At 72.0% G+C, this 20,331-nt stretch carries 11 protein-coding genes and 1 pseudogene; 9 read left to right on the forward strand and 3 right to left on the reverse strand.

The genetic code is table 11. The annotated features are described in order from the left end of the window. Positions 1 to 771 (forward strand): class I SAM-dependent methyltransferase, encoded by a 771-nt coding sequence (locus tag M6G08_RS26655; RefSeq protein ID WP_272589661.1) that lies wholly within the window; start codon positions 1 to 3, stop codon positions 769 to 771. A 361-nt stretch (positions 772 to 1,132) separates the two neighbouring features. Here the strand turns inward: M6G08_RS26655 and M6G08_RS26660 are convergent, their stop codons facing one another. Continuing rightward, complete coding sequence (locus M6G08_RS26660; RefSeq protein WP_272589662.1) at positions 1,133 to 2,383, reverse strand: molybdopterin-dependent oxidoreductase; 1,251 nt, start codon at positions 2,381 to 2,383, stop codon at positions 1,133 to 1,135. A gap of 113 nt (positions 2,384 to 2,496) precedes the next feature. Between M6G08_RS26660 and M6G08_RS26665 the strand changes: the two genes are divergently transcribed. Together M6G08_RS26665 and M6G08_RS26670 are read left to right on the forward strand one after the other, a co-directional pair. Beyond that, positions 2,497 to 3,831, forward strand: coding sequence for a hypothetical protein (locus M6G08_RS26665; RefSeq protein WP_272589663.1), 1,335 nt, complete (start codon positions 2,497 to 2,499; stop codon positions 3,829 to 3,831). A 123-nt stretch (positions 3,832 to 3,954) separates the two neighbouring features. Further along, positions 3,955 to 4,518: a DM13 domain-containing protein gene (locus M6G08_RS26670; protein ID WP_272589664.1), complete on the forward strand. Its 564-nt coding sequence runs from the start codon at positions 3,955 to 3,957 to the stop codon at positions 4,516 to 4,518. 42 nt (positions 4,519 to 4,560) lie between these two features. Here the strand turns inward: M6G08_RS26670 and M6G08_RS26675 are convergent, their stop codons facing one another. Then, positions 4,561 to 5,127 carry a dihydrofolate reductase family protein gene (locus M6G08_RS26675; protein WP_272589665.1) on the reverse strand — a complete coding sequence of 189 codons (567 nt, stop codon included), beginning with the start codon at positions 5,125 to 5,127 and terminating at the stop codon, positions 4,561 to 4,563. Between the two features lie 52 nt (positions 5,128 to 5,179). Here M6G08_RS26675 and M6G08_RS26680 point away from each other — a divergent pair, with 52 nt between their 5' ends. Then, complete coding sequence (locus tag M6G08_RS26680) at positions 5,180 to 5,764, forward strand: hypothetical protein (RefSeq protein WP_383143535.1); 585 nt, start codon at positions 5,180 to 5,182, stop codon at positions 5,762 to 5,764. Between the two features lie 69 nt (positions 5,765 to 5,833). Here M6G08_RS26680 and M6G08_RS26685 read toward each other — a convergent pair whose 3' ends face one another. Further along, positions 5,834 to 6,277, reverse strand: coding sequence for a hypothetical protein (locus M6G08_RS26685; RefSeq protein WP_272589667.1), 444 nt, complete (start codon positions 6,275 to 6,277; stop codon positions 5,834 to 5,836). Between the two features lie 907 nt (positions 6,278 to 7,184). On the opposite strand from M6G08_RS26685, the gene M6G08_RS26690 reads away from it, so the two are divergent. From M6G08_RS26690 to M6G08_RS26715, 5 genes and pseudogenes are all read left to right on the forward strand, one after another. Further along, complete coding sequence (locus M6G08_RS26690) at positions 7,185 to 10,016, forward strand: helix-turn-helix transcriptional regulator (RefSeq protein ID WP_272589668.1); 2,832 nt, start codon at positions 7,185 to 7,187, stop codon at positions 10,014 to 10,016. 804 nt (positions 10,017 to 10,820) lie between these two features. Continuing rightward, positions 10,821 to 12,026 carry a S1 family peptidase gene (locus tag M6G08_RS26700; protein WP_272589669.1) on the forward strand — a complete coding sequence of 402 codons (1,206 nt, stop codon included), beginning with the start codon at positions 10,821 to 10,823 and terminating at the stop codon, positions 12,024 to 12,026. Between the two features lie 323 nt (positions 12,027 to 12,349). After that, a pseudogene (locus tag M6G08_RS26705) lies at positions 12,350 to 18,244 on the forward strand (SDR family NAD(P)-dependent oxidoreductase); the annotation flags it as partial. 81 nt (positions 18,245 to 18,325) lie between these two features. Further along, the gene (locus M6G08_RS26710) at positions 18,326 to 18,835 is read left to right on the forward strand and encodes an acyl carrier protein (RefSeq protein ID WP_272591438.1); all 510 of its coding nucleotides are present in this window, start codon (positions 18,326 to 18,328) and stop codon (positions 18,833 to 18,835) included. Between the two features lie 60 nt (positions 18,836 to 18,895). Next, positions 18,896 to 20,113: a geranylgeranyl reductase family protein gene (locus M6G08_RS26715; protein WP_272589670.1), complete on the forward strand. Its 1,218-nt coding sequence runs from the start codon at positions 18,896 to 18,898 to the stop codon at positions 20,111 to 20,113. Positions 20,114 to 20,331: the final 218 nt, after the last annotated feature.

The following is a 20,331-nucleotide window of genomic DNA, read 5'->3' on the forward strand; positions in this document are numbered from 1 at the left end:
GTGGGTCCCGGCCGGCTGTCCGGGCCGCCCGCCGCCGCCCGGGCCTGGGAGGCCTGCGACCCCTATACGGCCGCGCTGCGGGCCGGTCGCGGGCCGCTGTTCCTGCGGCGCTCCGACGGCCGGCTGCTGCCGCTGGACGTGGAGCGGTGGTGTGCGCGGGCCGACGCGGTCGACCTGGAGGCGCTGGACCGGTGCGAGGGTGCCGTGCTGGATGTCGGCTGCGGCCCGGGCCGGCTGGTGGCGGAGCTCGCCGCCCGGGGCCGTACCGTCCTCGGTATCGACGTCAGCGAGGCCGCCGTGGCCCGCACGGTACGCATCGGCGGCCAGTCGCTGCGGCGCTCCGTGTTCGAGCCGCTGCCCGGCGAGGGACGCTGGGGCACCGTCCTGCTCATGGACGGAAACATCGGCATCGGCGGCGATCCCGGCGCCCTGCTCGCCCGCGTCGCCGCCCTGCTCGCACCCGGCGGTCTGCTGATCGCGGAGACGGCCCGGACGGACGTCGACGAGCGCGCGTACGTGCAGCTCGTCGACGACACGGACGGCCACCCGCCCGGCAGTCCCTTCCCGTGGGCGCGGATCGGCGCCCGCGCCCTGCGCCGCCGCGCCGCCGCCGACGGTTGGCGTACGGCGGCTCAGTGGACGTCGGGCGGACGCCGCTTCGTCGCCCTGCGCAGCAGCAACACCAGCGCCGAACCACCGAACAGCACCGCCGTGATCAGCAGCCAGCGGGTGAGGAAGCCGTCCGCCGACAGTCCGGCCACCGACCGGTAGCGCGCGTCCACCCGGCCGCTGATCAGCGGGAACCACACCAGCAGAAGCAGTGCCGAGAAGGCGGCCGGGACCCGCACGTACAGCACCCACTCACGACGGCCCGCCTTCCCCAGCCCACGCGTCAGGGCCCGGTCGGCCACCGCGTACAGCGGCAGCAGCACCAGGTCGTGCAGGAGCGCCGCCCCCACGAACCACAGCGCCACGCCGAGCCAGTCACCGGCGAGCAGCCGCACTCCCGCGTAGCCGGCCAGCGCGAACGAGGCGGCGAGCAGCAGAAGCTGGAAGGGGCCGCCGATCACGGGCCGCGGCGGTCGCGGTCCAGCCAGCCGTCGGCCGGGCCGCCGCAGTCTGCGTACGAGGTTCATCCGAGGTCTCCGAACGTCATCCGCGCCACCCACTTGGTGTTCAGCACGCCGGGCGCGGCGGGCACGATGATCCGCGCCGGATGGCCGTGGTCCGGGCTCAGCGTCTCCCCGTTGACGTACAGCGCGAGCAGGGAGCGCGGGTCGGCCACCTGGTTGCCGCGCAGGGCGCCGCTGCGGAAGGCGCCCCGCCGTTGCAGTGACTCGACGAGCACGTCCGGCGAGTCGCCGTCGAAGCCCACCAGGGCGGCGAGGTCGCGCAGCCGCACCCCGCGCCACCACTGGTCGGAGGTGGACCAGCCCTCGACGCACGCGATGGGCAACGCGGCGCTGTGCAGCGGCAGTCGCAGCAGGTCGGCGCGGGCGAGGCGGACCGTCGCGGTGGGGCCGACGACGACGAGCCGCCACGCGTCCTCGTGTGTCTCGGCCGGTTCGATGCCCGCGTACGCGGCGGTCTTGTTGATCTGGAAGCCGTTGGGGCCGCCGCCCGGTTCGGGCCCGCCGTGCGGCGCGAGCACGGCCGTCGCCCGCACCGCCCCGTCGAAGCTGCGGCCGGCGCTGGTGGCGAACAGCAGCAGCGATCCCCCGCCGACCGTCCACAGGGCCCCGCGCCGCGACACCGTCGGCGCGTCGGGCCGCGACGCCACCAGGCTGTCCCGCTCCTCCCCTCCCCCGGTACGCATCCGCCGTACGTTGCGCACCACGGTCGGCGCCTTCAGCGCGACGTGCGCGAGGAACGCGGCGAAGAAGACCCAGGCGCCGTAGAAGTGCAGCGGATAGAAGGAGCCAGGGAAGACGTACTCCAGCTGGACGTTGAGCACGCCGGTGACGAACTCGAACAGCGCGCCTCCCACCAGGAGCAGCAGTGAGACCCGTTCCAGCGCGTGGGCGAGCGACCGGACCGGCGGCATCGTGAACAGCCTCGGCACCACCGACCACAGCTTGGCCAGCAGTACCGGGATCAGGGTCAGCCCGAGGGTGACGTGGACGCCCTGGGTGAGGCGGTACAGCCAGGGCGGGTCGGTCGGCCAGGCGAAGAGGTAGAAGCCGAGCAGCCCCTTGTCCGGGGTCTTGTCGTTGACCGGGGACAGGTCCGGGTTGTATGCGGCGTACGAGAGCAGGCCGGTCACGAACAGCACGCTGATGCCGGCGAGCAGGACGAGGCCGAGTACCGAGGTGAACCGGGGGCCGCGCAGGGGGCTGCGCCAGAAGTGCGGTGAGGACGGAAGCCGTGTGGCGAGGTCGCGCATGGTCCGACGGTAGGCCGCGACCGGTGCCGCGGAGGGTCCACGACCCATGACGAAACGCTGACGTCCGCCGTGCGCACCGACCGGTGCGCCATCTCCCGGCCTACGGTGCCGGTGTGACCCGCCTCCGCTCCGTTCCCCGCGACCTGTACGCCGCCGCGGCCGCCGCGCTCCTCGTGGCGGCAGCCGTCCTCGTCGGCCGGTACGTGTTCACCTACGACGACCTGATCGTCGGCTGGCCACCCCTGCTGGGCCGCTGGGACCCGCACCTGGGCCCCGGCACGCCGGCGGCCGTCCTGGTGGCGGTGGCGACCGTGGCGTACGGCCCGGCCGTCGCCGCCCGTCTGCCGTGGCGCGCCCTGCTCCCCGCGGCCTGGGGCGCTGCGATGGCCTGGACCTGGTCACTGGCCCTGATCGACGGTTGGCGACGGGGCATCGCGGGCCGGCTCACCACCCACCAGGAGTATCTGTCGGTCATCGGCCGCTGGGACGACATCCCGGCGACCCTGCGCGACTTCACCCAGCACATCCTGCTCCACTCCCCCGACAACTGGCCGGCCCACGTCGCCGGTCACCCTCCGGCGGCCACGCTCACCTTCGTCCTGCTCGACCGGATCGGGCTGCGCGGCGGGGGCTGGGCCGGGGCATGGTGCATCACCGTCGGCGCGACTGCGTGCGTGGCGGTGCTGGTGGCGGTACGCGCCCTGGCCGGAGAACGGCTCGCCCGGCGGGCGGTGCCCTTCCTGGTGCTGGCACCGGCCGCGGTGTGGATGGGCACGTCCGCGGACGGCTACTTCGCGGCGGTCACCGCGTGGGCCGTGGCCCTGCTGGCCCTCGCCGTCACGCGGCGCTCGCTGTGGTGGGCGGCGGGCTCGGGGCTGCTGTTCGGCCTGACCTGCTACCTCTCGTACGGGCTCACGCTCTTCGCGGTGCTCGGGGCGGCGGTACTGCTGCTGGGCAGGCGCGAGGTGCGCAAGCGGCCACTGCTGTTCGTGCCGCTGCTCGCGGGGACGGCGGTGGTGCCCGTGGCGTTCGGCGTCGCCGGGTTCGACTGGTGGGAGGCGTACCACCTGCTGGTCACCCGCTACTACGAGGGTGCGGGCGGGATCCGCCCCTACGGCTACTGGGTGTGGGCCAACCTCGCCTGCACGGTGCTCATCACGGGCCTGGCGACGGCGGCGGGCCTGCGCCGGGCCGCTCTGGTCCGGCGGCACCGTGAGGAGGTCCGCACCGAGGACATCCGCCTCGCCTTCCTCATCGCCGCGTCGCTGCTCGCCCTGCTCGTCGCCGACCTGTCCGGCATGAGCAAGGCGGAGACGGAACGCATCTGGCTCCCCTTCGCCCTGTGGCTCCTGCCGGCCTGCGCGTTCCTCACCCGCCCGCGCGTCTGGCTGGCAGCGCAGGCGGTTCTGGCCCTGCTCCTCAACCACCTGCTGGCGACCGGCTGGTGAGCGCGGGGCGCGCGCGGTCGCGCGCGGTCGCGCGCGTAAGAGTTTCGTCATCTGCCGGGTCGCCCACGTCGGCCGGTTCTCGCATTGAATGGTCCCGGGTCAACGACTGTCGGGAGGGACGCAATGAGACGTCTTCGTAATGTGCTGGTCAGGCCGTGGGTCATCGCTGCGCTGACCGTGGCTGTCGCGGTGGGTGGTTTCGGTTCCTACTGGTTCCAGCCATGGAAGCTGTGGCAGGAGGAGACCGTCAACGAGGCACTGCCCGAAGCCGTGCCGCCACCGCGGCCGTCCACTGGGGAGGCGGCCGGCGGTGCCCCTTCCGCCCCGGCCGGACCGGTGACCCTGGCGAGCGGCGGTCTGATCAGCCACGAGCACGCGACCTCGGGAACGGTGAAGCTGGTGCGGCTCACCGACGGCTCCCACATCGTGCGCGTCGAGAACCTCGACACGAGCAACGGCCCCGACCTGCGGGTGTGGCTGACCGATGCGCCGGTGAAGCCGGGGACGGCCGGCTGGCACGTGTTCGACGACGGGGAGTACGTCAGTCTCGGGAAGCTCAAGGGGAACAGAGGCAGCCAGAACTACACGGTACCGGCCGACGTCGACCCGTCCCGTTACAGCAGTGTGAGCATCTGGTGCGACCGCTTCGACGTCTCCTTCGGCGCCGCTGAGCTCGCCCGCGTCTGAGAGTGCCGCCGGGGCTGAACGGCTTCTTCGCACAGGGGTGGTTCAGGAGCGCGGCTTCGGGCGGTAGGTACGCCCGAAGCTGCGCGGACTGTCCTCGTAGATCTCGACCAGCTCCCAGTCGATCCGTTGCCCGCCGGGAACGTCGAAGACACGGGTGCCGTCGCCGAGGAACACCGGGGCGACGAAGACCTGCAACTCGTCGATGAGGTCGTGCTCGAGCGCCTGCCGGGCGATGTCGGCGCTGACGATCTGCACGTCCCTGTCGCCGGCGACTTCCTGAGCGCGACGGACCGCGTCCACGATGTCGCAGTTCAGGGCGACGACGGCCGGGTCGTCGGCGATCTCCTCCGGTCGGTGGGTGAGGACGAACTCGGTTCCGGACCACGCGCCGCCGTACGCCTCCGACGTCGTGTCGTCCCGTTCGTCCTGCTGAGCTTTCGCCGCGTCATAGCCCGCCCGACCGGAGATGATCACTGCGACGTCCCCCGCCATCCGCTCCCCGGCACCCTCGGCCAGGGGTTCCGCGGCGGACATCCAGCTCATGTCGTGTTCCGGTCCGGCGATGAAGCCGTCGATCGAACACGTGAATCCCCAGGCGACCTTTCCCATGTGTCCTCCTCGCCAGTCGACGGCCCCGTCGTTCAACGGCCATCCTGGTTGAATGAGCTGCGTGGACGAAACTGCTGCCTTGCGCCTTCACCGGGCCGTTCGGCTTGTCGAGGCGGCCACCCGTAACCGTGCCGCAACGGGGCGCGGCCCGGACGAAGCCGACGACGTGGTCGGTACGTTCGCCACGGACGGCGCCTTCGGCTTCGATCCGTTTCCGTTCCTTCGGGCTCTTCACGAGGCCGGTTCCCGTGCGGTGGTCATTGGCCAGGTGGCCGGCATCATGCACGGCTCGGCAGAACTGACAGGCGACCTCGACCTGCTGTGGGACGGTACGCCCGAGCAGGCGCACGCCCTGCGCGAGGCCCTGACCGCCACGGGTTGTACGAACCTGCCCGACCTCGCCCGCTCCCAAGTGGCCTACGAGGTCACCGGCGTCGGCGGCGACCTGTGCACTCCCGCCCTGCCCTGGGGCGACATGGACGTCGCGCCCTGCCTTGCCCGGGCGGTCAACGCCCACGATCCGGCCGGTTTCGCCATCCTCTGCGCCGACCTGGACGACCTGATCCTCATGCGCCGTTCCCTCGGGCGTCCCAAGGACCACCGTCGCGCGGACGAACTCGAGACCTTGCGCCCTTGAGGGGGCTTGGAAACCCAGGCACTCAAGGGCACAGGGCACGAGTCGCCCGTGCTGCCGCTTCTCCAGCGATCAGTGGAGGGTGTACTCGCACATGTGCTTGCCGTCGACACCACCAGGGTCCTCGGCGACCTTCTGGCCATCGACGGTGATCGAGCAAGAAGCCGCGCCGAACTGGCCGTTGGGCAGCTCCACGGGGCCCGGCACGATGGACACGGTGATCCCGACCTCGCGTTGGGTGCCGTTCAGGGTGAGCTTGTCCGACTTCCTCCACGGCAGGGTGACCTGCTCGAAGTGGTTCGTGTCTAGGTTGTAGCCCACCCTGGACCTGCCCTTGCCACCGACTTGCAGAGTAATCTCGTAGGACTTGTCCTGGCCGCCGGCGGCCGGTTTCGATGACGATGTGGTCGTGCCCTTGTCCGCTCGCTCCTTCTTCCCCTCGTCGCCGCTGCCGCAGGCGGCGGTCATCAGCCCGGCCGTTGCCAGGAGCGCCACTGTGGTTGCTGCCCTGCGCATGTGTGTATCCCCGTGGTGCGAATGTGATTCCGTGTCGAAGCATCGTAGGCGGGGCTTCTTCGGCCCCAGGTCGTCGCCGGGGCCTGAGGGGCCGTCGGGCGTCGCCCAAAGGACCGGCGCCCCTGTCGAGGCACGCGAGTGCGTGTGTCGACGAGCGGGGCAGCCGTTCAGGTGGCCGGCCTCCACCAGCCTTCGACCGTGAGGACTACAGGTCCGGCACGCGGTCGAGTGCGGCAACAACCGGCTCTAACGGAACCGGGCGGTGGCCACCCGGTTCGACAGGCGCGCGGTCCGCCGCGGGACAGGCGTCCTTGTCACCGCGGTCAACGAGCAGCTGTGGCCGCCCGGGAGTTTCAGGCCCGCGCCGCGATCAGGTCAGCGGGTTGACGGGAGACAGAGAGCAGCGACCGCATCGAGGGTCCCGTAACGGGCGCTCTGGTCGATACTGGTCTTCCGGAAGGTTGATTGAGTATCCGTGGACCCCGGCTTCCGGATGTTGAGGGCCGGGAGCGGCGCCTAGTTTTCAGGTGTCGGCCGTCCGGGCTGCGAGACCGCGCAGCGACTTCGCGGAACTCGTCCAGCCTCGGTCGACCGACAGTGTGCACGGGCGTGTGGAACGGATCGCGGTACCGCCTCCCGGCTGTCCCGAGCCGGATGGCATGGTGCTGCTTCTCGGCGGTCGGGCGGTGTGCTCCGCGGTGCGCCTCGACCCCGGCAGCCCTTCCGCACGCCCGGGCACGCATGCCCGGCCGAACGGCATGGACGTGGTTCGCCGGAGGAGTGTCCGCGGACGTCCCGCGCTTACGTCTGTTCGGGTGTGTCGTCATCTTGGTACCGTGCCGGAACGGCGCCTTCCGTGGGCCGTTGCGATGGACAGGCTCTGCCTGAGGAGAGCGAGGATGACGGCGTGATCGCGACGCGTGGTTCCGCTCTGCGGCCCCTGGCACGCGCCCTGGCCGACGAACGTGCCGATCCGGTGCTGTTGTTCGTCGAAGGTCTCGCCGGTCAGGGAAAGAGCCATCTGCTGCAGGAACTGGCCGACCTGCCCGAGACGGCGAACACGGTCCGCGTGTGGTGGCGGTGTGGAGCCGACGGCGGGCCGTCGGACGGGGACGGGGACCGGCGAGCGCCGGCCCTGTGGCTGGTGGACGACGTTCACCGGGCGGACGAGGACGAACTCCGACGGCTGCGTCTGGTGCTGGAGGGGCTGGGGCCGGGCTCCGGGGCCGCGGTGGCCTATCGCCCCGAGGAACTCTCCGTACCCGGTCTTCCGCTGGGCAGCCCGCCGATGGCGTACCCGCCCCGGATGACGGTGTTCCGGCACCGGCTCGGGCCCTGGGACGAGGAGCGGGTCCACCGGGCGGCCGTGGAGGCGCTGGGCGAGGACTGTACGGCCGAAGCGGTGCGCACACTGCATGAGCGGACCGGCGGGGTGCCCCGGGCGGTCGTCGACCTCCTCGCCGTACTGCGGGAGCGGCGGCCTGCGTTCACCGGTACGGCAGCCGAGGTGGAAGTGGCCGGTACACCGGCCCGGCTGACGGAGCTGGTGTTGAGCCGTACCTACGCGCTGTCCCCGGCGGACCGGCCGGTGGTCTGGGCGGCCGCCGTCCTCGACGGACCCGCCGGCCGCGACGAACTGACCGCGGTGTCGGGACTTGGAACCGCGCTGGGGAACAGCGCACTGCTGCGGGCCTTGGAGAGCGCGGCCCTGGCGGAGCTGGGCGAAGACCGCTACGGCTTCGCCGTCCCGCTCGCGGCGTCGGCCGTACGAGCCTGTGTGCCCGGGCCCGTCCGCCAGGACCTCCACCGGCGGGCGGCGGGTGTGCTGATCCGCAGACAGCCCGTCGTCTGGCACGCCGTGGCCGAACACCACCGGGCGGCCGGCGACGGCCACAGGTGGATCAAAGCGGTGGAGAAGGCCGCGGAGTCGGCGGCGGCCTCCAGCCGGCACCAGCAAGCCGTCATGCTACTGGAACAGACACTGGCCACCCCGGGCCTTGCGCCCCAGGTCCGTGCCCGGCTGGCACCGTTGCTGGCCCGCAGCGCGGTGACCGGCCTGCGCTCTGACCAGACGGTGGAGGTCCTCGCGCAGATCGTGCAGGACGCGTCCCTGCCGCCGGCCGTGCGCGGAGAGCTGCGGCTCGACCTGGGGCTGATGCTGTGCAATCAGATGGGTCGGTACCCCGAGGGCCGGCGTGCTCTGGAAGCCGCCGCCGCCGAACTGGTCGAGGTCCGCCCCGGTCTGGCCGCACGCGCCATGGCAGCGCTGTCCAGCCCCTACTGGCCGGGCGACTCCATCGACGTCCACCGAGAGTGGTTGGTCAAGGCCATGGCCGCGGCGGACGCGAGCGGGGACGACTCGATGCGTACGGCGGTCCTGGCCAACCGTGCGGCCCTCGCCACGAGTTGTGCCGAGCCGGACGCGTGGGAGCTGGTGAAGCAGCTTCCCCTGGAAGCCACCGACCCCGCGTGTGCCCGGCAGGCGGCACGCGGCCTGTGCAACGCCGCGGACTCCGCCGTCTGGCTCGGCCTGCACGAGCAGGCGGAAGACCTGCTGGCGGAGGGACGGGACCTGTCCGCGCGGAGCGGTGCGCCCTACTTCGAGCACAACGCTCTGGGGGCCCAACTCCTCCAGGAGTGGTGGACCGGCCGGTGGTCGGGCCTGGCAAAGCGGTGCGAGGACTTCGTCGCCGCGACCGCCGACATGCCGCTCATCGCCTCCGACGCCTACATCGTGCGCGGCCTGCTCGCCCTCGCCCAGGGCGACTGGGGGGAGGCGGCCCGCCGGCTGTCCCAGCGTGGGACGTTCAGCACGGAGGACCTGCCGGTTCCCCTGACCGCGACCGCCGCCGGCGCCGTGGTCCGGCTCGCCCTGGCCCGTCAGGAGGTGGAGGCCGCGGCGGAACAGGCGCGTGCCGCCTGGAAGGTGGTGGCCGAGAAGGGCGTGTGGCCGTGGGCCGCGGAACTCGCGCCGTGGGCCGTGGAAGCACTGGCCCGCGCGGGTGACAACGCCACGGCACACACCATGGTCCGGAGCTTCTCCCAGGGCCTCGGCCCTGGCGACGCGCCCGCCGCCAGGGCCGCACTGACCTGGAGCCGGGCCGTGCTCGCCGAAACGGAGGCCCCCGCCCATGAGCGGCGGGACGGACTGCTGAGGGCCGCTGAACTGTACCGGCAGGCTGCGGCGGCCTACGCGGAGCTGCCCCGCCCCTACGCCCAGGCTCTGGCCGCGGAGGGCGCCGCACGCTGCGTACTCACGGCGGACCCAGAAGCCCATGACTGCCCGGCCGCGAAGGCCGGAGCCACCGCCACGTCGGCAGACCCGGTATCCGACAACGCCACCACCCTGTCGGCGACCACCGAGTTGGAGTCCTGCGCCCAGCGCTTCACCGACCTCGGGGCCGTCTGGGACGCGGCGCGGACCCGGGCCCTGCTGCGTACACGGCAGCCGGCCAGGAAGGGCCGCCCTCCCGGACGCCCATCGCACGCCGACGAGTTGTCCCCCCGGGAGGCGGAAGTCGCCCAGCTCGCTGTCTCCGGTCTCACCAATCGGGAGATCGCCGCGACCTTGCACCTGTCTCCCCGCACGGTGGAGCAGCACATCGCCCGCGCCATGCGCAAGACCGGGGCGCTCTCCCGCCGTGACCTCGACCACCGGCTGGGAGGTGCTCCTGGGAACGGTGAGCGCCGCTTCCCGACCGGGGACAGCCGTACCGTCAGGGCAGTTGAGACCTGCTGAGCCGGAACCTCCTGTCTTGCCCCCAGGCGTGCACAGTCGCAGCCGTCCAGTCGAGCACCCAGCCGGGGCGCAGCCCGCGCGCTCCCCAGCCGTCCGGGCGCCGGCCAGGGACCGGGAGCCCCGCCTTCTGCGCGGCAACGGCCGTGTCACAGGTTTCGCGAGCGATACGGAGGGCTGCCGACCAAGTGTCGGCCGCACCGGTGAAAACGTGCAGCCCGTGCTGCTCGGGCCGTGCGGAGCTTCTGATGGGCACATGGACCTGGAAGTAGATTCTGGTCACGGCGCCACCTCCTTGATTCTGCACGCTTTTCCGCTCCATCGGCGCATAGTGTGGCGAAATTGCCCGGCGAGCTGCGCGCCTTGACCAACGTATGAACCGGTCCGATCTCTGAATATCCGAATCGGCCAATCACCTATACGTATCCTGGTCGGTGCCTTCGTGTCATGTCCGGATAGATTCCCGGCAGACGGATGCGGGCCATTGCGGTGGCGCCGGAGGCTGCCGCGCTTCGGCGCACGTCGGGTTTCTTGCGTATCCGTAAATGCGCCCGCCTGATGCAACGGCGAACGGGGCTCTCTTATGCTCCGATCATGCCTGCTCTCTTCTTTCCAGAGAGCACCAAAACTCCGCGAAAAGATGCCGTCGCACGCACCTTGCAATTCGAGGAATCGCTGAGCGATAGTTCGGAATCACGGCGGGTCGCTGACTCGCCGTCAGGCAGGAACCGTCCTGTGCCGGAGCGCTTTTGCGTTCCGGCATAAACCCCACATCGGGTTCCTGTCTGTCACCCGGAAGGAATCGACGTGCGCAATTCTCGTAAGTACCGCCTGGCTGCGGCGGGCATCGCGTTTTCGGCCTCTGCGGTCCTGGGGACCCAGACCGTGGCGCAGGCGCAGGGCGCTCACCCCACCCCCCACTACCAGCCCGAGATGGTCCGGGCGCTGGCCGCTTCGCTCGGTGTGAGCGAGGAGGCCGCAACCGACCGTCTGGACCGGCAGAGCGCCCAGCAGTCCAAGCTCGCCGAGCTCAGGAGGAGCGGCATATCCGGCGACGGAGCCTTCTTCGACGCCTCCGGACAGCTGACCGTCAACGCCGCCGACACCGCCGAGGCTGCCAGAGTCGAGAAGGCCGGCCTCACCGCCCGGGTGCCCGCCCGCGGTCAGGCCGTACTCGACGAGATCAAGGCCGAGCTGGACGCCCTCGCCGCCAAGAAGGTCCCCTCCGGAGTGGTCGCCTGGTCCGTGGATCTGGCCTCCGACAAGGTGATCGTCAAGGTCAACGACGACCGGGGAGCCGCCGCCAAGGCGTTCCTCGCCGCGGCCGCGAGGCACGGTTCCGCTGTCGAGATCGAGCGGGGCCAGAAGGAGCTCGAGCCCAAGGCCGCGATCTACCCCGGCAGCAAGATGACGTTCAACGACACCACGCAGTGGTGCTCCGTCGGGTACGGGGCCCGCGACCGGTCGGGCAACCAGTACCTGGTGACCGCGGGACACTGTGTCGTGAACACCCTGCGCTACGACGGAGCGGCCTTCGCCAAGGGCTACAAGACCCGCTACGCTCTCGGCACCCGCAGCGTCGACATGGGCATCGCGACCGTCAACTCCGGCCACTCGATCACCACCAGCGTCGGTACCTGGGGCCAGGGCAGCACCAGCACGGTCGCCGTCAGGGGCGGCAGCCGGGCCGCCGCCGGCGCCGCGGTCTGCAAGTCCGGTGCCACCACCGGCTGGACCTGCGGCGCGATCAGTTCCTACAACAACACCGTCACCTACACCGACCGCAACGGCGGCCCCGACACGGTCGTCAGCGGTCTGGCCGCCTCCAGCGTCTGCGTCGAGGGCGGTGACAGCGGCGGTGCGTACATCTCCGGCAACCAGGCACAGGGCATGACCTCCGGCGGACCGACCAACCAGCAGTGCGGCGGCGGGGTCTACTCCCGCGGCTCCTCGTACTTCCAGCCGCTCGACGACACCCTTCGCTACTACGGGCTGACCCTCAACACCAACTGAGCGCGTCCGTAACAGAACCGGCCGGGGGCCGCCCGCGAGAGACAGCGAGCGGCTCCCGGCTTCGTGGTCAGCCGACCGGCTACCGCGCGCTGCGCAGGACCACCACCCCCTGATGATCCTTTAAGCGCCCGACCAAGTGGCTGAACTCGAAGCATTGAGGCATCCGCGCAGTTCAACGCGCTCTCGTCCGATACTTCCGGTTCTTGGAGATCACCCACGACTGTGTCGAAATAGGAGGCCCCACCCAAGATCGAAGCGACAGTCGGTGCGTGTGTGCCAGGCCGGGCACCGTCAGCCTCTTCGCGCTGAAGAACGGACATCTCATGGACGCACACGCCGGCAGCGACGCACCCGGGGCAGGCCAGGACGAGCCAGTGGCAGTGGTCGGAGCCGCCTGCCGCTTCCCTGGTCAGGCGCGCTCCCTCACTTCGCTGTGGCGACTGCTGATGTCCCGTCGCGAAACCGTGCGAGAGGTGCCCGCCGAGCGTTGGGAGCAGGCGGAACTGGCCGGCCTCCCCGCCCAGGTGGCGGCCCGGCTCCGCCACGGCTGCTTCCTGGACGACGACGTCTACGCCTACGACCCGGAGTTCTTCGGCATCAACGCGCAGGAAGCGCCCTGGGTGGACCCGGAGCACCGACTGCTGTCCGAGGTCGTGTGGGAGGCAGTCGAGCACGCCGGGATTCCGGCCCAGCGACTGTCGGGGACGCCGACCGGCATGTTCTTCGGGATCTACCAGAAGGACTACATGCTGCGGGTGCAGCGGCCGCTGGAAGAGGTGAACGCCTACGCGATGTACACCGGTTTCGACAGTATCGGCCCGGGCCGCGTCGGCTTCATGCTCGACCTGAAGGGCCCTCAGGTCGTCGTCGAAAGCGCCTGCGCGTCGGGACTCGTCGCCGTGCACTCCGCCTGTCAGAGCCTGCGCGCCGGAGAGTCGGACGTCGCCGTGGCCGGGGCCGCCATGCTGACCCTGGGACCCGAGGGCGTGATCGCACCCGCACTCTGGGGCGTGTTCTCGCCGACCGGTCGCTGCCACGCCTTCGACGCGGCCGCCGACGGGTACGTACGCGGGGAGGGCTGCGGCGTGGTCGTACTCAAGCGCCTGTCGGACGCGCTCCGGGCCGGCGACCGGGTGCTGGCGGTGCTGCGCGGCACAGCGGTCAACCAGAACGGGCGCGGCACGCGGCTCAGCGCGCCCTGTGAGCCTGCGCAGATCGATCTGTACCGGATGGCCCTGGAACGCGCGGGAGTGGACGCCGGTGACGTGGGGATGGTGGAGGCGCACGGACCCGGTACGGCCGTCGGCGACCCGATCGAGTTCGCCGCGGTGGCCGCCGTCTACGGCAAGGGCCGGGACCGGTGCGCACTCGGCTCGGTGAAGACGAACATCGGACACACCGAGCCGGTGTCGGGCGTGGCGGGCCTGCTGAAGGCCATCGCGTCCCTGCGGCACGGCAGGGTGCCGGCCAGTCTGCACTTCAACCGGTGGAACCCTCAGATCGATGCCGAGGGCACCCGCCTGTTCGTGCCCACCGACACGACCGAGTGGCCGGTGCGCGACGGCACCCGGCTGGCCGCGGTTTCCTCCTTCGGCATCAGCGGCACCAACGTCCACGTCGTGCTGGAGCAGCCCCCTGTGCAGTCGTCCGCACAGGCGTCCGGTCCCTCACCGGTCCGGCGCGCGGCCCGGCCGGCGGAGGCACCGCGCGTCTTCCCGCTGTCCGCCGGCACGCCTGTCGCCCTGCGGTCGGCGGCCGGGCGCCTGGCCCAGTGGCTGAAGCACGAGGGAGCGCAGATCCCGCTGGGCGACGTGGCACACACGCTTGCGGTGCGCCGATCCCCCACCCGGGAACGGGCCGCCGTCGTCGCCGCCGACCGGACGGAGCTGGTGGCGAGGCTGGAGGAACTGGCGGCCGGGCGCACCCCCGGTGCCGGGGTGGCGACCGGCAGGGCCCTGCCGGAGGCCGGACAGGGGCAAGGCGTGGTGTTCGTGTTCGCCGGGCACGGTTCGCAGTGGGGCGGCATGTGCCGGCGACTGCTCGACCATGACCCGGAGTTCACCCGGGTCGTCGACGAACTCGAACCGCTCGTGGCCGAGGAGTCCGGCTTCTCCCTGCGCGAGACCCTGAACCGTCCCGAGGTGGTCACCGGCTTCGACCGGGTGCAACCCGTGATCTTCGCCGTCCAGTTGGGTCTGGCGGCGATGTGGCGCTCCCACGGTGTCGAACCGGCCGCCGTGATCGGCCACTCCATGGGTGAGGTCGCCGCGGCGGTGGCCTCGGGGGCCCTCAGTGTGCACGACGGGGTGCGGGTCATCTGCCGCCGGTCGCGGCTGATCCTGCGCACCGCCGGCCAGGGTCTGATGGCCTCGGTCGCCCTGGGCCGTGCCGAGGTCGAGCGGCTCCTGGCCGAGCAGGACGTGCGCGGGGTGAGCGTCGCGGTCGTCGCGTCGCCGGAGAACACCGTCGTCGGCGGCGACGCCGACCGCATCCGCCGCCTCGCCGAGGAGTGGGACGCCCAAGGCGTGGGCATTCGCGTGATCGAGGTCGACGTCGCCTCGCACACCGCCCACATGGACCCCATCCTGCCCGATCTCGCCGACGCTCTCGCCGGGGTCACCGGCAGGCCGCCGCACACGACGTTCTACAGCACCGTCTCGGACGACCCGCGCGAGCGCGGCGCCTTCGACGCCTCCTACTGGTCGGACAACCTGCGCAGGGTGGTGCGCTTCGCCGACGCCGTACACGCGGCGGCGGAAGACGGGCACCGGCTCTTCGTCGAGATCGGCCCCCACCCGGTGCTGATCCACCCCGTGCAGGCCACCCTCACCGGGAACGGCCACTCCGGTACCGCGGTCGTGCCCTCGCTGCTGCGCGACACCGACGACCAGCTGGCGTTCCACACCCACGTGGCGGCGCTGCACTGCGCCGGGCACCCGCTGGACTGGGCCGACCGTCACCGCGACGGCGCCCTGGCCGACGTACCGCCGACCACCTGGGAGCGCACCCGGTACGTCGTCGAGCCCTCGCCGCTGCGGCAGCGGGCCGGGGTTCTCACCTCGCTCGCCGCACACCCGCTCACCGGTCCGCACACCGCCGACCCCGACGGCGAGGGCCGCCACCTGTGGCAGACGCGCATCTCCCCGCGGACACTGCCGTGGCTGGACGCGCACCGCGTCAACGACGTCGCCGTCGTGCCCGGCGCCGCCCTGTGCGAGATGGCCGTGGCCGCCGCCTGCGACCTGTACGATGCCGGCCCGCAGCGCCTGCGCGTCACCGGCGTCGAACTCCAGCGGCTGCTGCTGCCGGCGGCGGACGGCACCGCCGTCACCGCCACCACCGAGAGCACCGGTCCGGACGCCGCCCGCTGGCGGGTAGTCAGCGCCTCCTCCGACGGCACCAGCGTGCAGCACGCCGAGGCGTATCTGCACGCCGCACCCGGCGAGAGCTCGGTACCGCAGGGCTGCGACCCCGAGCAGTTGCTGACAGAGTTCCCGCACGCGGTCGACCCGGTGGAGATCTACCGGCAGATGCGCGAGGAACGCGGCGTGCACCACGGCCCGGCGTTCCTCGGCCTGCAGGCGCTGTACTCGGACGGTGCGCCAGCGGACCGCGAGGGCGCCCGTCTGCTGGCCCACGTGCGGGTACCGGACGAGGGCCGGGCAGGTGCTCAGACCCTGCACTGCCACCCGGTCGCGCTGGACACGTGTCTGCAGGCGGTGGCGGGTGTCGTCCTGCGCTCCGGCTCCGTGCCCGAGGGCGGCATCCTGCCGCGGGGCATCGAGGAACTGCGGCTGTACGGGAAGGTCCCGCTCGACGGGTACTGCCTGGTCACCCTGCGACAGATGAGCGCCGACCGGTACATCGCCGACTTCCGGTTGTGGGCCCATGACGGGTCCGTCGCCGCTGACGCCACCGGCGTGGAGTTCCGTCACGTACCCGCCGAGAGTGCGGAGGAGCGCTTCAGCCGCCGTCTGCTCCGCGCCTGCTGGGAACCCAGCGAGCGCCCGGCGCCGAGCCCGGCGGCCGGAGCCTGGACCCTTCTCGCCGAAGCCGGCCGTGAGGAGTACGCCTCTTCCCTGGCCGAGGCGCTGCGGGAGCTGGGCGCCACAGTCGGCCTCCGGGTCGCCGCTCCGCACGGTTCCGCAGCGTCGTGGCCGTCCGCAACCTCCGACGACGGACAGGTCTCGCAGACGGTCGTGTACCTGCCGGCTCCCGGCACTGACCGCGACAGCGCGTCCCCCGACCAGTTGGCCAGGCAGCAAGTGGCTCGCCTCGCGGAAACCGCCAGAGCACTGGCAGGCGCCGCGCACGGCGACGCGGCGGCACCCCGCCTGTGGACCGTCACCCGTGCCGCACAGCACGTCACGCCCGGGGACGAGCCGGACCTGGCCCAGGCGGGCCTGCGTGGGTTCGTGCGGGTCCTGAGTTACGAGCACCCCGAACTGCGCCCCGGCATCCTGGACACCGACACGCACACGCCGGTGGCGGACGTGGCCGCGGAGCTGCTGTCCTGCCCCGCCGAGCAGGACGAGATCGCCTATCGGCGGGGGGCGCGTCACCTGGCCCGGCTGCGCAACGTCCCGCTGGACGCGGAGGAGCGGCGCCGTGCCACCGTCGCTCACGGACACGATCAGGTGGCACTGCACCTGGCGCGCCCCGGTGATCTCGATTCCCTCGAGCTCGTCGCCCAGTCACGGCGTCGGCCCGGGCCGGGAGAGGTGGAGGTCCGGCTCGACGCCACCAGCGTCAACTTCATCAACGTGCTCCAGGCCGTCGGTGTGTACCAGAACTTCGCCGTCGGTGAGAGCCGGGAGGACGTCTGCGCGTTCGACGGGGCAGGGGTCGTCATCGCCGTCGGAGACGGCGTCCGGGACGTGCGGGAGGGCGACCGCGTCGCCGCGATGTTCGTGGACGCGGAGCAATCAGCCGTCATGGCCTCCTTCGCGACCGTCCGCGCCGACTGCCTCCTGCCCGTGCCGGACTCGGTGAGCACCCGTGACGCCGCAGCTCTGCCGTGCGCGTACCTCACCGCCTGGTACGCCCTGCGGCACCTGGCCCGGCTGCGGTCCGGTGAGCAGGTGCTCATTCACTCGGCGAGCGGCGGCACCGGTCTCGCGGCACTGAACCTCGCACGAGCCTGCGGCGCGGAGGTCTGGGCCACCGCGGGCAGCGAGGCGAAGCGCGCCTACCTGCGCGAGCTGGGCGTGCGGCACGTCATGGACTCCCGCACCCTGCACTTCGCCGACCGGGTGCGCGAGCTCACCCACGGCCGCGGCGTCGACGTCGTCCTCAACTCCCTCACCGGTCCGGCGCAGTCCGCCAGTCTCGAGCTGCTGGCACACCGCGGCCGCTTCCTGGAACTCGGCAAGCGGGACATCTACGCCAACACTCGCATGGGGCTGCTCCCGTTCCGCCGCAACGTGACCTTCGCCGGCGTAGATGTCCTGATGATGATGCGGCAGGACCCCGGGCTGCTCGCCGAGGGCTACCGCGAACTCGGCGGTATGCTCGCCGACGGCGCACTGCCTCTCCTCCCCGTCGCCGAACACCCGGTCACCGAGGCGTCGTCGGTCTTCCACACCATGGCCTCCGCCCGGCACACGGGCAAACTCGTCCTCACCTGGCCCACCACGGGCACCGACACCCTGCCCGTACGGCCCGAGGACGTCCCCGTGGTCCGGTCCGACGGAAGTTACCTGGTCACGGGCGGGCTCGGCGGACTGGGCCTCCTGGTCACCCGCCGACTCGCCGAACGAGGCGCCGCGGCGGTGGTGCTCACCTCGCGCGGCGCGCCCACCGCGGCCGCCCGCCGCACCCTCGACGCACTCACCGCCGACTTCGGCACGCGCGTCGAGGTCGTCCGCGGAAACCTCGCCGAACCGGGCGTCGCCGAGTCCGTGGTCCGAGCCGCCCTGGCAACGGGCCACCCCCTGCGGGGCGTCGTCCACGCCGCGGCCGTCGTCGAGGACGCCACCGTCGCCAACCTCTCCCCCGCCCTCCTGGAGAAGGTCTGGCGCCCCAAGGCGACCGGAGCCTGGCTCCTCCACCTCGCCACGGCCGGCCAGCACCTGGACTGATGGGTCACCTTCTCGTCGACCGCCTCCTTGCTCGGCAACCCCGGGCAGGGCGCCTACGCGGCCGCCAACGCCTGGCTGGACGAGTTCACCTCCTGGCGCCGAGCCCAGGGTCTTCCGGCCACCTGCGTCAACTGGGGCCCTTGGGCCGAGGTGGGCCGGGGCGCCGGGATGGCCGACCGCGGCTACACCATGATCGAGCCCGCCGAGGGCATCGCCGCCATGGAGCGCATCCTCTCCCACGACCGCGACCGCACCGCCTACACACCCGTCGACCTGCCGCGCTGGCTGGAGTCCTACCCCGCCACCGCCCGCACCGCGTTCTTCGCCGAACTGGCCGCCGCGGCAGGGGGTACGGACACCACCGGAGCCCGCAGCGCCGTGCTGGAAGCACTTCTGGCCACGGACGGGCCCCAGCAGCGCGCGCAAGTCCTGCAACCGGAAGTCGTCGACCACATCGCCGCTGTCCTGCGTCTGGGCACCGACCGGTTCGACGCCGAGACGTCCCTGGTCACGCTGGGCCTGGACTCGCTCATGGCAATCGCCCTGCGCAACCGCCTGCAGCGCGAACTGGCCCTGGACATCCCCACCACGGTGATGTGGACCCACCCGACAGCCTCCGCCCTGACCCGCTACCTGCTGGGCCGCCTGTTCCCCGAGGAGGGCCAGGACGACGGCCGTTCCGAGACGGAGCACACCCTCGCCGGCACCTCGTCACCCCAGCGCGCATGAGCGCCCCAGCTCACCGCCCGTTCACCCGCCCGTCCCGCCAAACCTCTAGGTGATCACCACATGCCTCCTCCTTCCACCGCCGCGCCCGGCACTTGGGACGTGATCGTCGTCGGCGCCGGCCCGGCCGGCGCCACCGCCGCTCGCGTCGCCGCCGAACACGGCTGCGCGACGCTGCTTCTGGAGCGCGCCGTCATCCCCCGCTACAAGACCTGCGGCGGCGGGCTCATCGGAGCTTCACTGGCCGCCCTGCCGGCCGGCCTGCCCCTCAAAATCCACGACACGGCCCGGCAGTTCACCTTCGCCCACAACGGTGGCAAGGAACGCACCCTCGACTGCCGGACCCCGACCTGCGCCCTCGTCTACCGCAGCGAACTCGACGCGGCGCTGACCGAGGCCGCCGCCGCGGCGGGAGCCAAGGTCCAGGACGGCACCGCCCTGACCCAACTGGAGCAGCACGGCGACACCGTCACGGTGAAGACCGGCCACGGTGACACGCTCCACGCCAGCGTCGTCGTCGGCGCCGACGGCAGCGCCAGTCGCGTTGCCCGGTACGTAGGAGTGGAGTGCGCCCAGGTCGACCTCGCTCTGGAGGTCGAGGTGCCGGTCGACGAAGCGACGGCCGCCCGCTGGCGAGGCCGGGTGCTGATGGAGTGGGGGCCACTGCCGGGCTCCTTCGGCTGGGTGTTCCCCAAGGGCGACGTCTGCACCGCCGGTGTGGTCGCGGCGCGGGGCAACCCGGTCGCCCTGCGCGCGTACAAGGACGACTTCCTCAAGCGCCAAGGTCTGCTCGGCCCCACTCCCCTGCACGACACCGGCCACCTGACCCGGTGCCGCCGCCCCGGCTCCCCGCTCGCGCGCGGACGCGTCCTCGTCGCCGGTGACGCGGCCGCGCTCGTCGACCACTGGTCACGGGAGGGCATTTCCTACGCGCTGCGCTCTGGGAACCTCGCGGGCCGGGCCGCCGGCCGCATCGTCACGGCCGGTGGTGAAACGGGGTCGCGCGACGCTGTCGTCGCCTACACACAGCAGGTCGAAGACACCCTCGGCACAGAGATGGAAGCCAGCGGGACGCTGATGAACCTCTTCGCCCGCAACCCCGGCCTGGTCCACTCGGTCATCACCCGCCTGCCACCGGCATGGCAGCGCCTCGACGCCTACATCGCCGACCGCACGAGCGTCGCCGGCATCATGACCAACCCGCTGGTGCGCACCGCCGCCACCGCGGTCACGCGGGGGCGTCCGCGGAGTTGGGGGCCGATCAGTTCGGCCGGTCGCTGAAAGCGGTCCGGGAGATGGTGGCGAGGGCTGGGGGCCGAGATCCTCCGTGACGCCGCCAGTCAGGACCTGTCGGACCGGTCCGAGCTCACCGAGTGACGCGCCTGCGGAACGATGCCGCTCCACCATTCGGATGGTGACGTTCTGACTACCTCCCACTCCCCCGGCGTCCGGGGCGGGCAGGGGACGGTGTGGTCGGCGGCGCCCACGATGGCGCACAC

The organism is Streptomyces sp. M92 (genome assembly GCF_028473745.1).
Classification (GTDB): domain Bacteria; phylum Actinomycetota; class Actinomycetes; order Streptomycetales; family Streptomycetaceae; genus Streptomyces.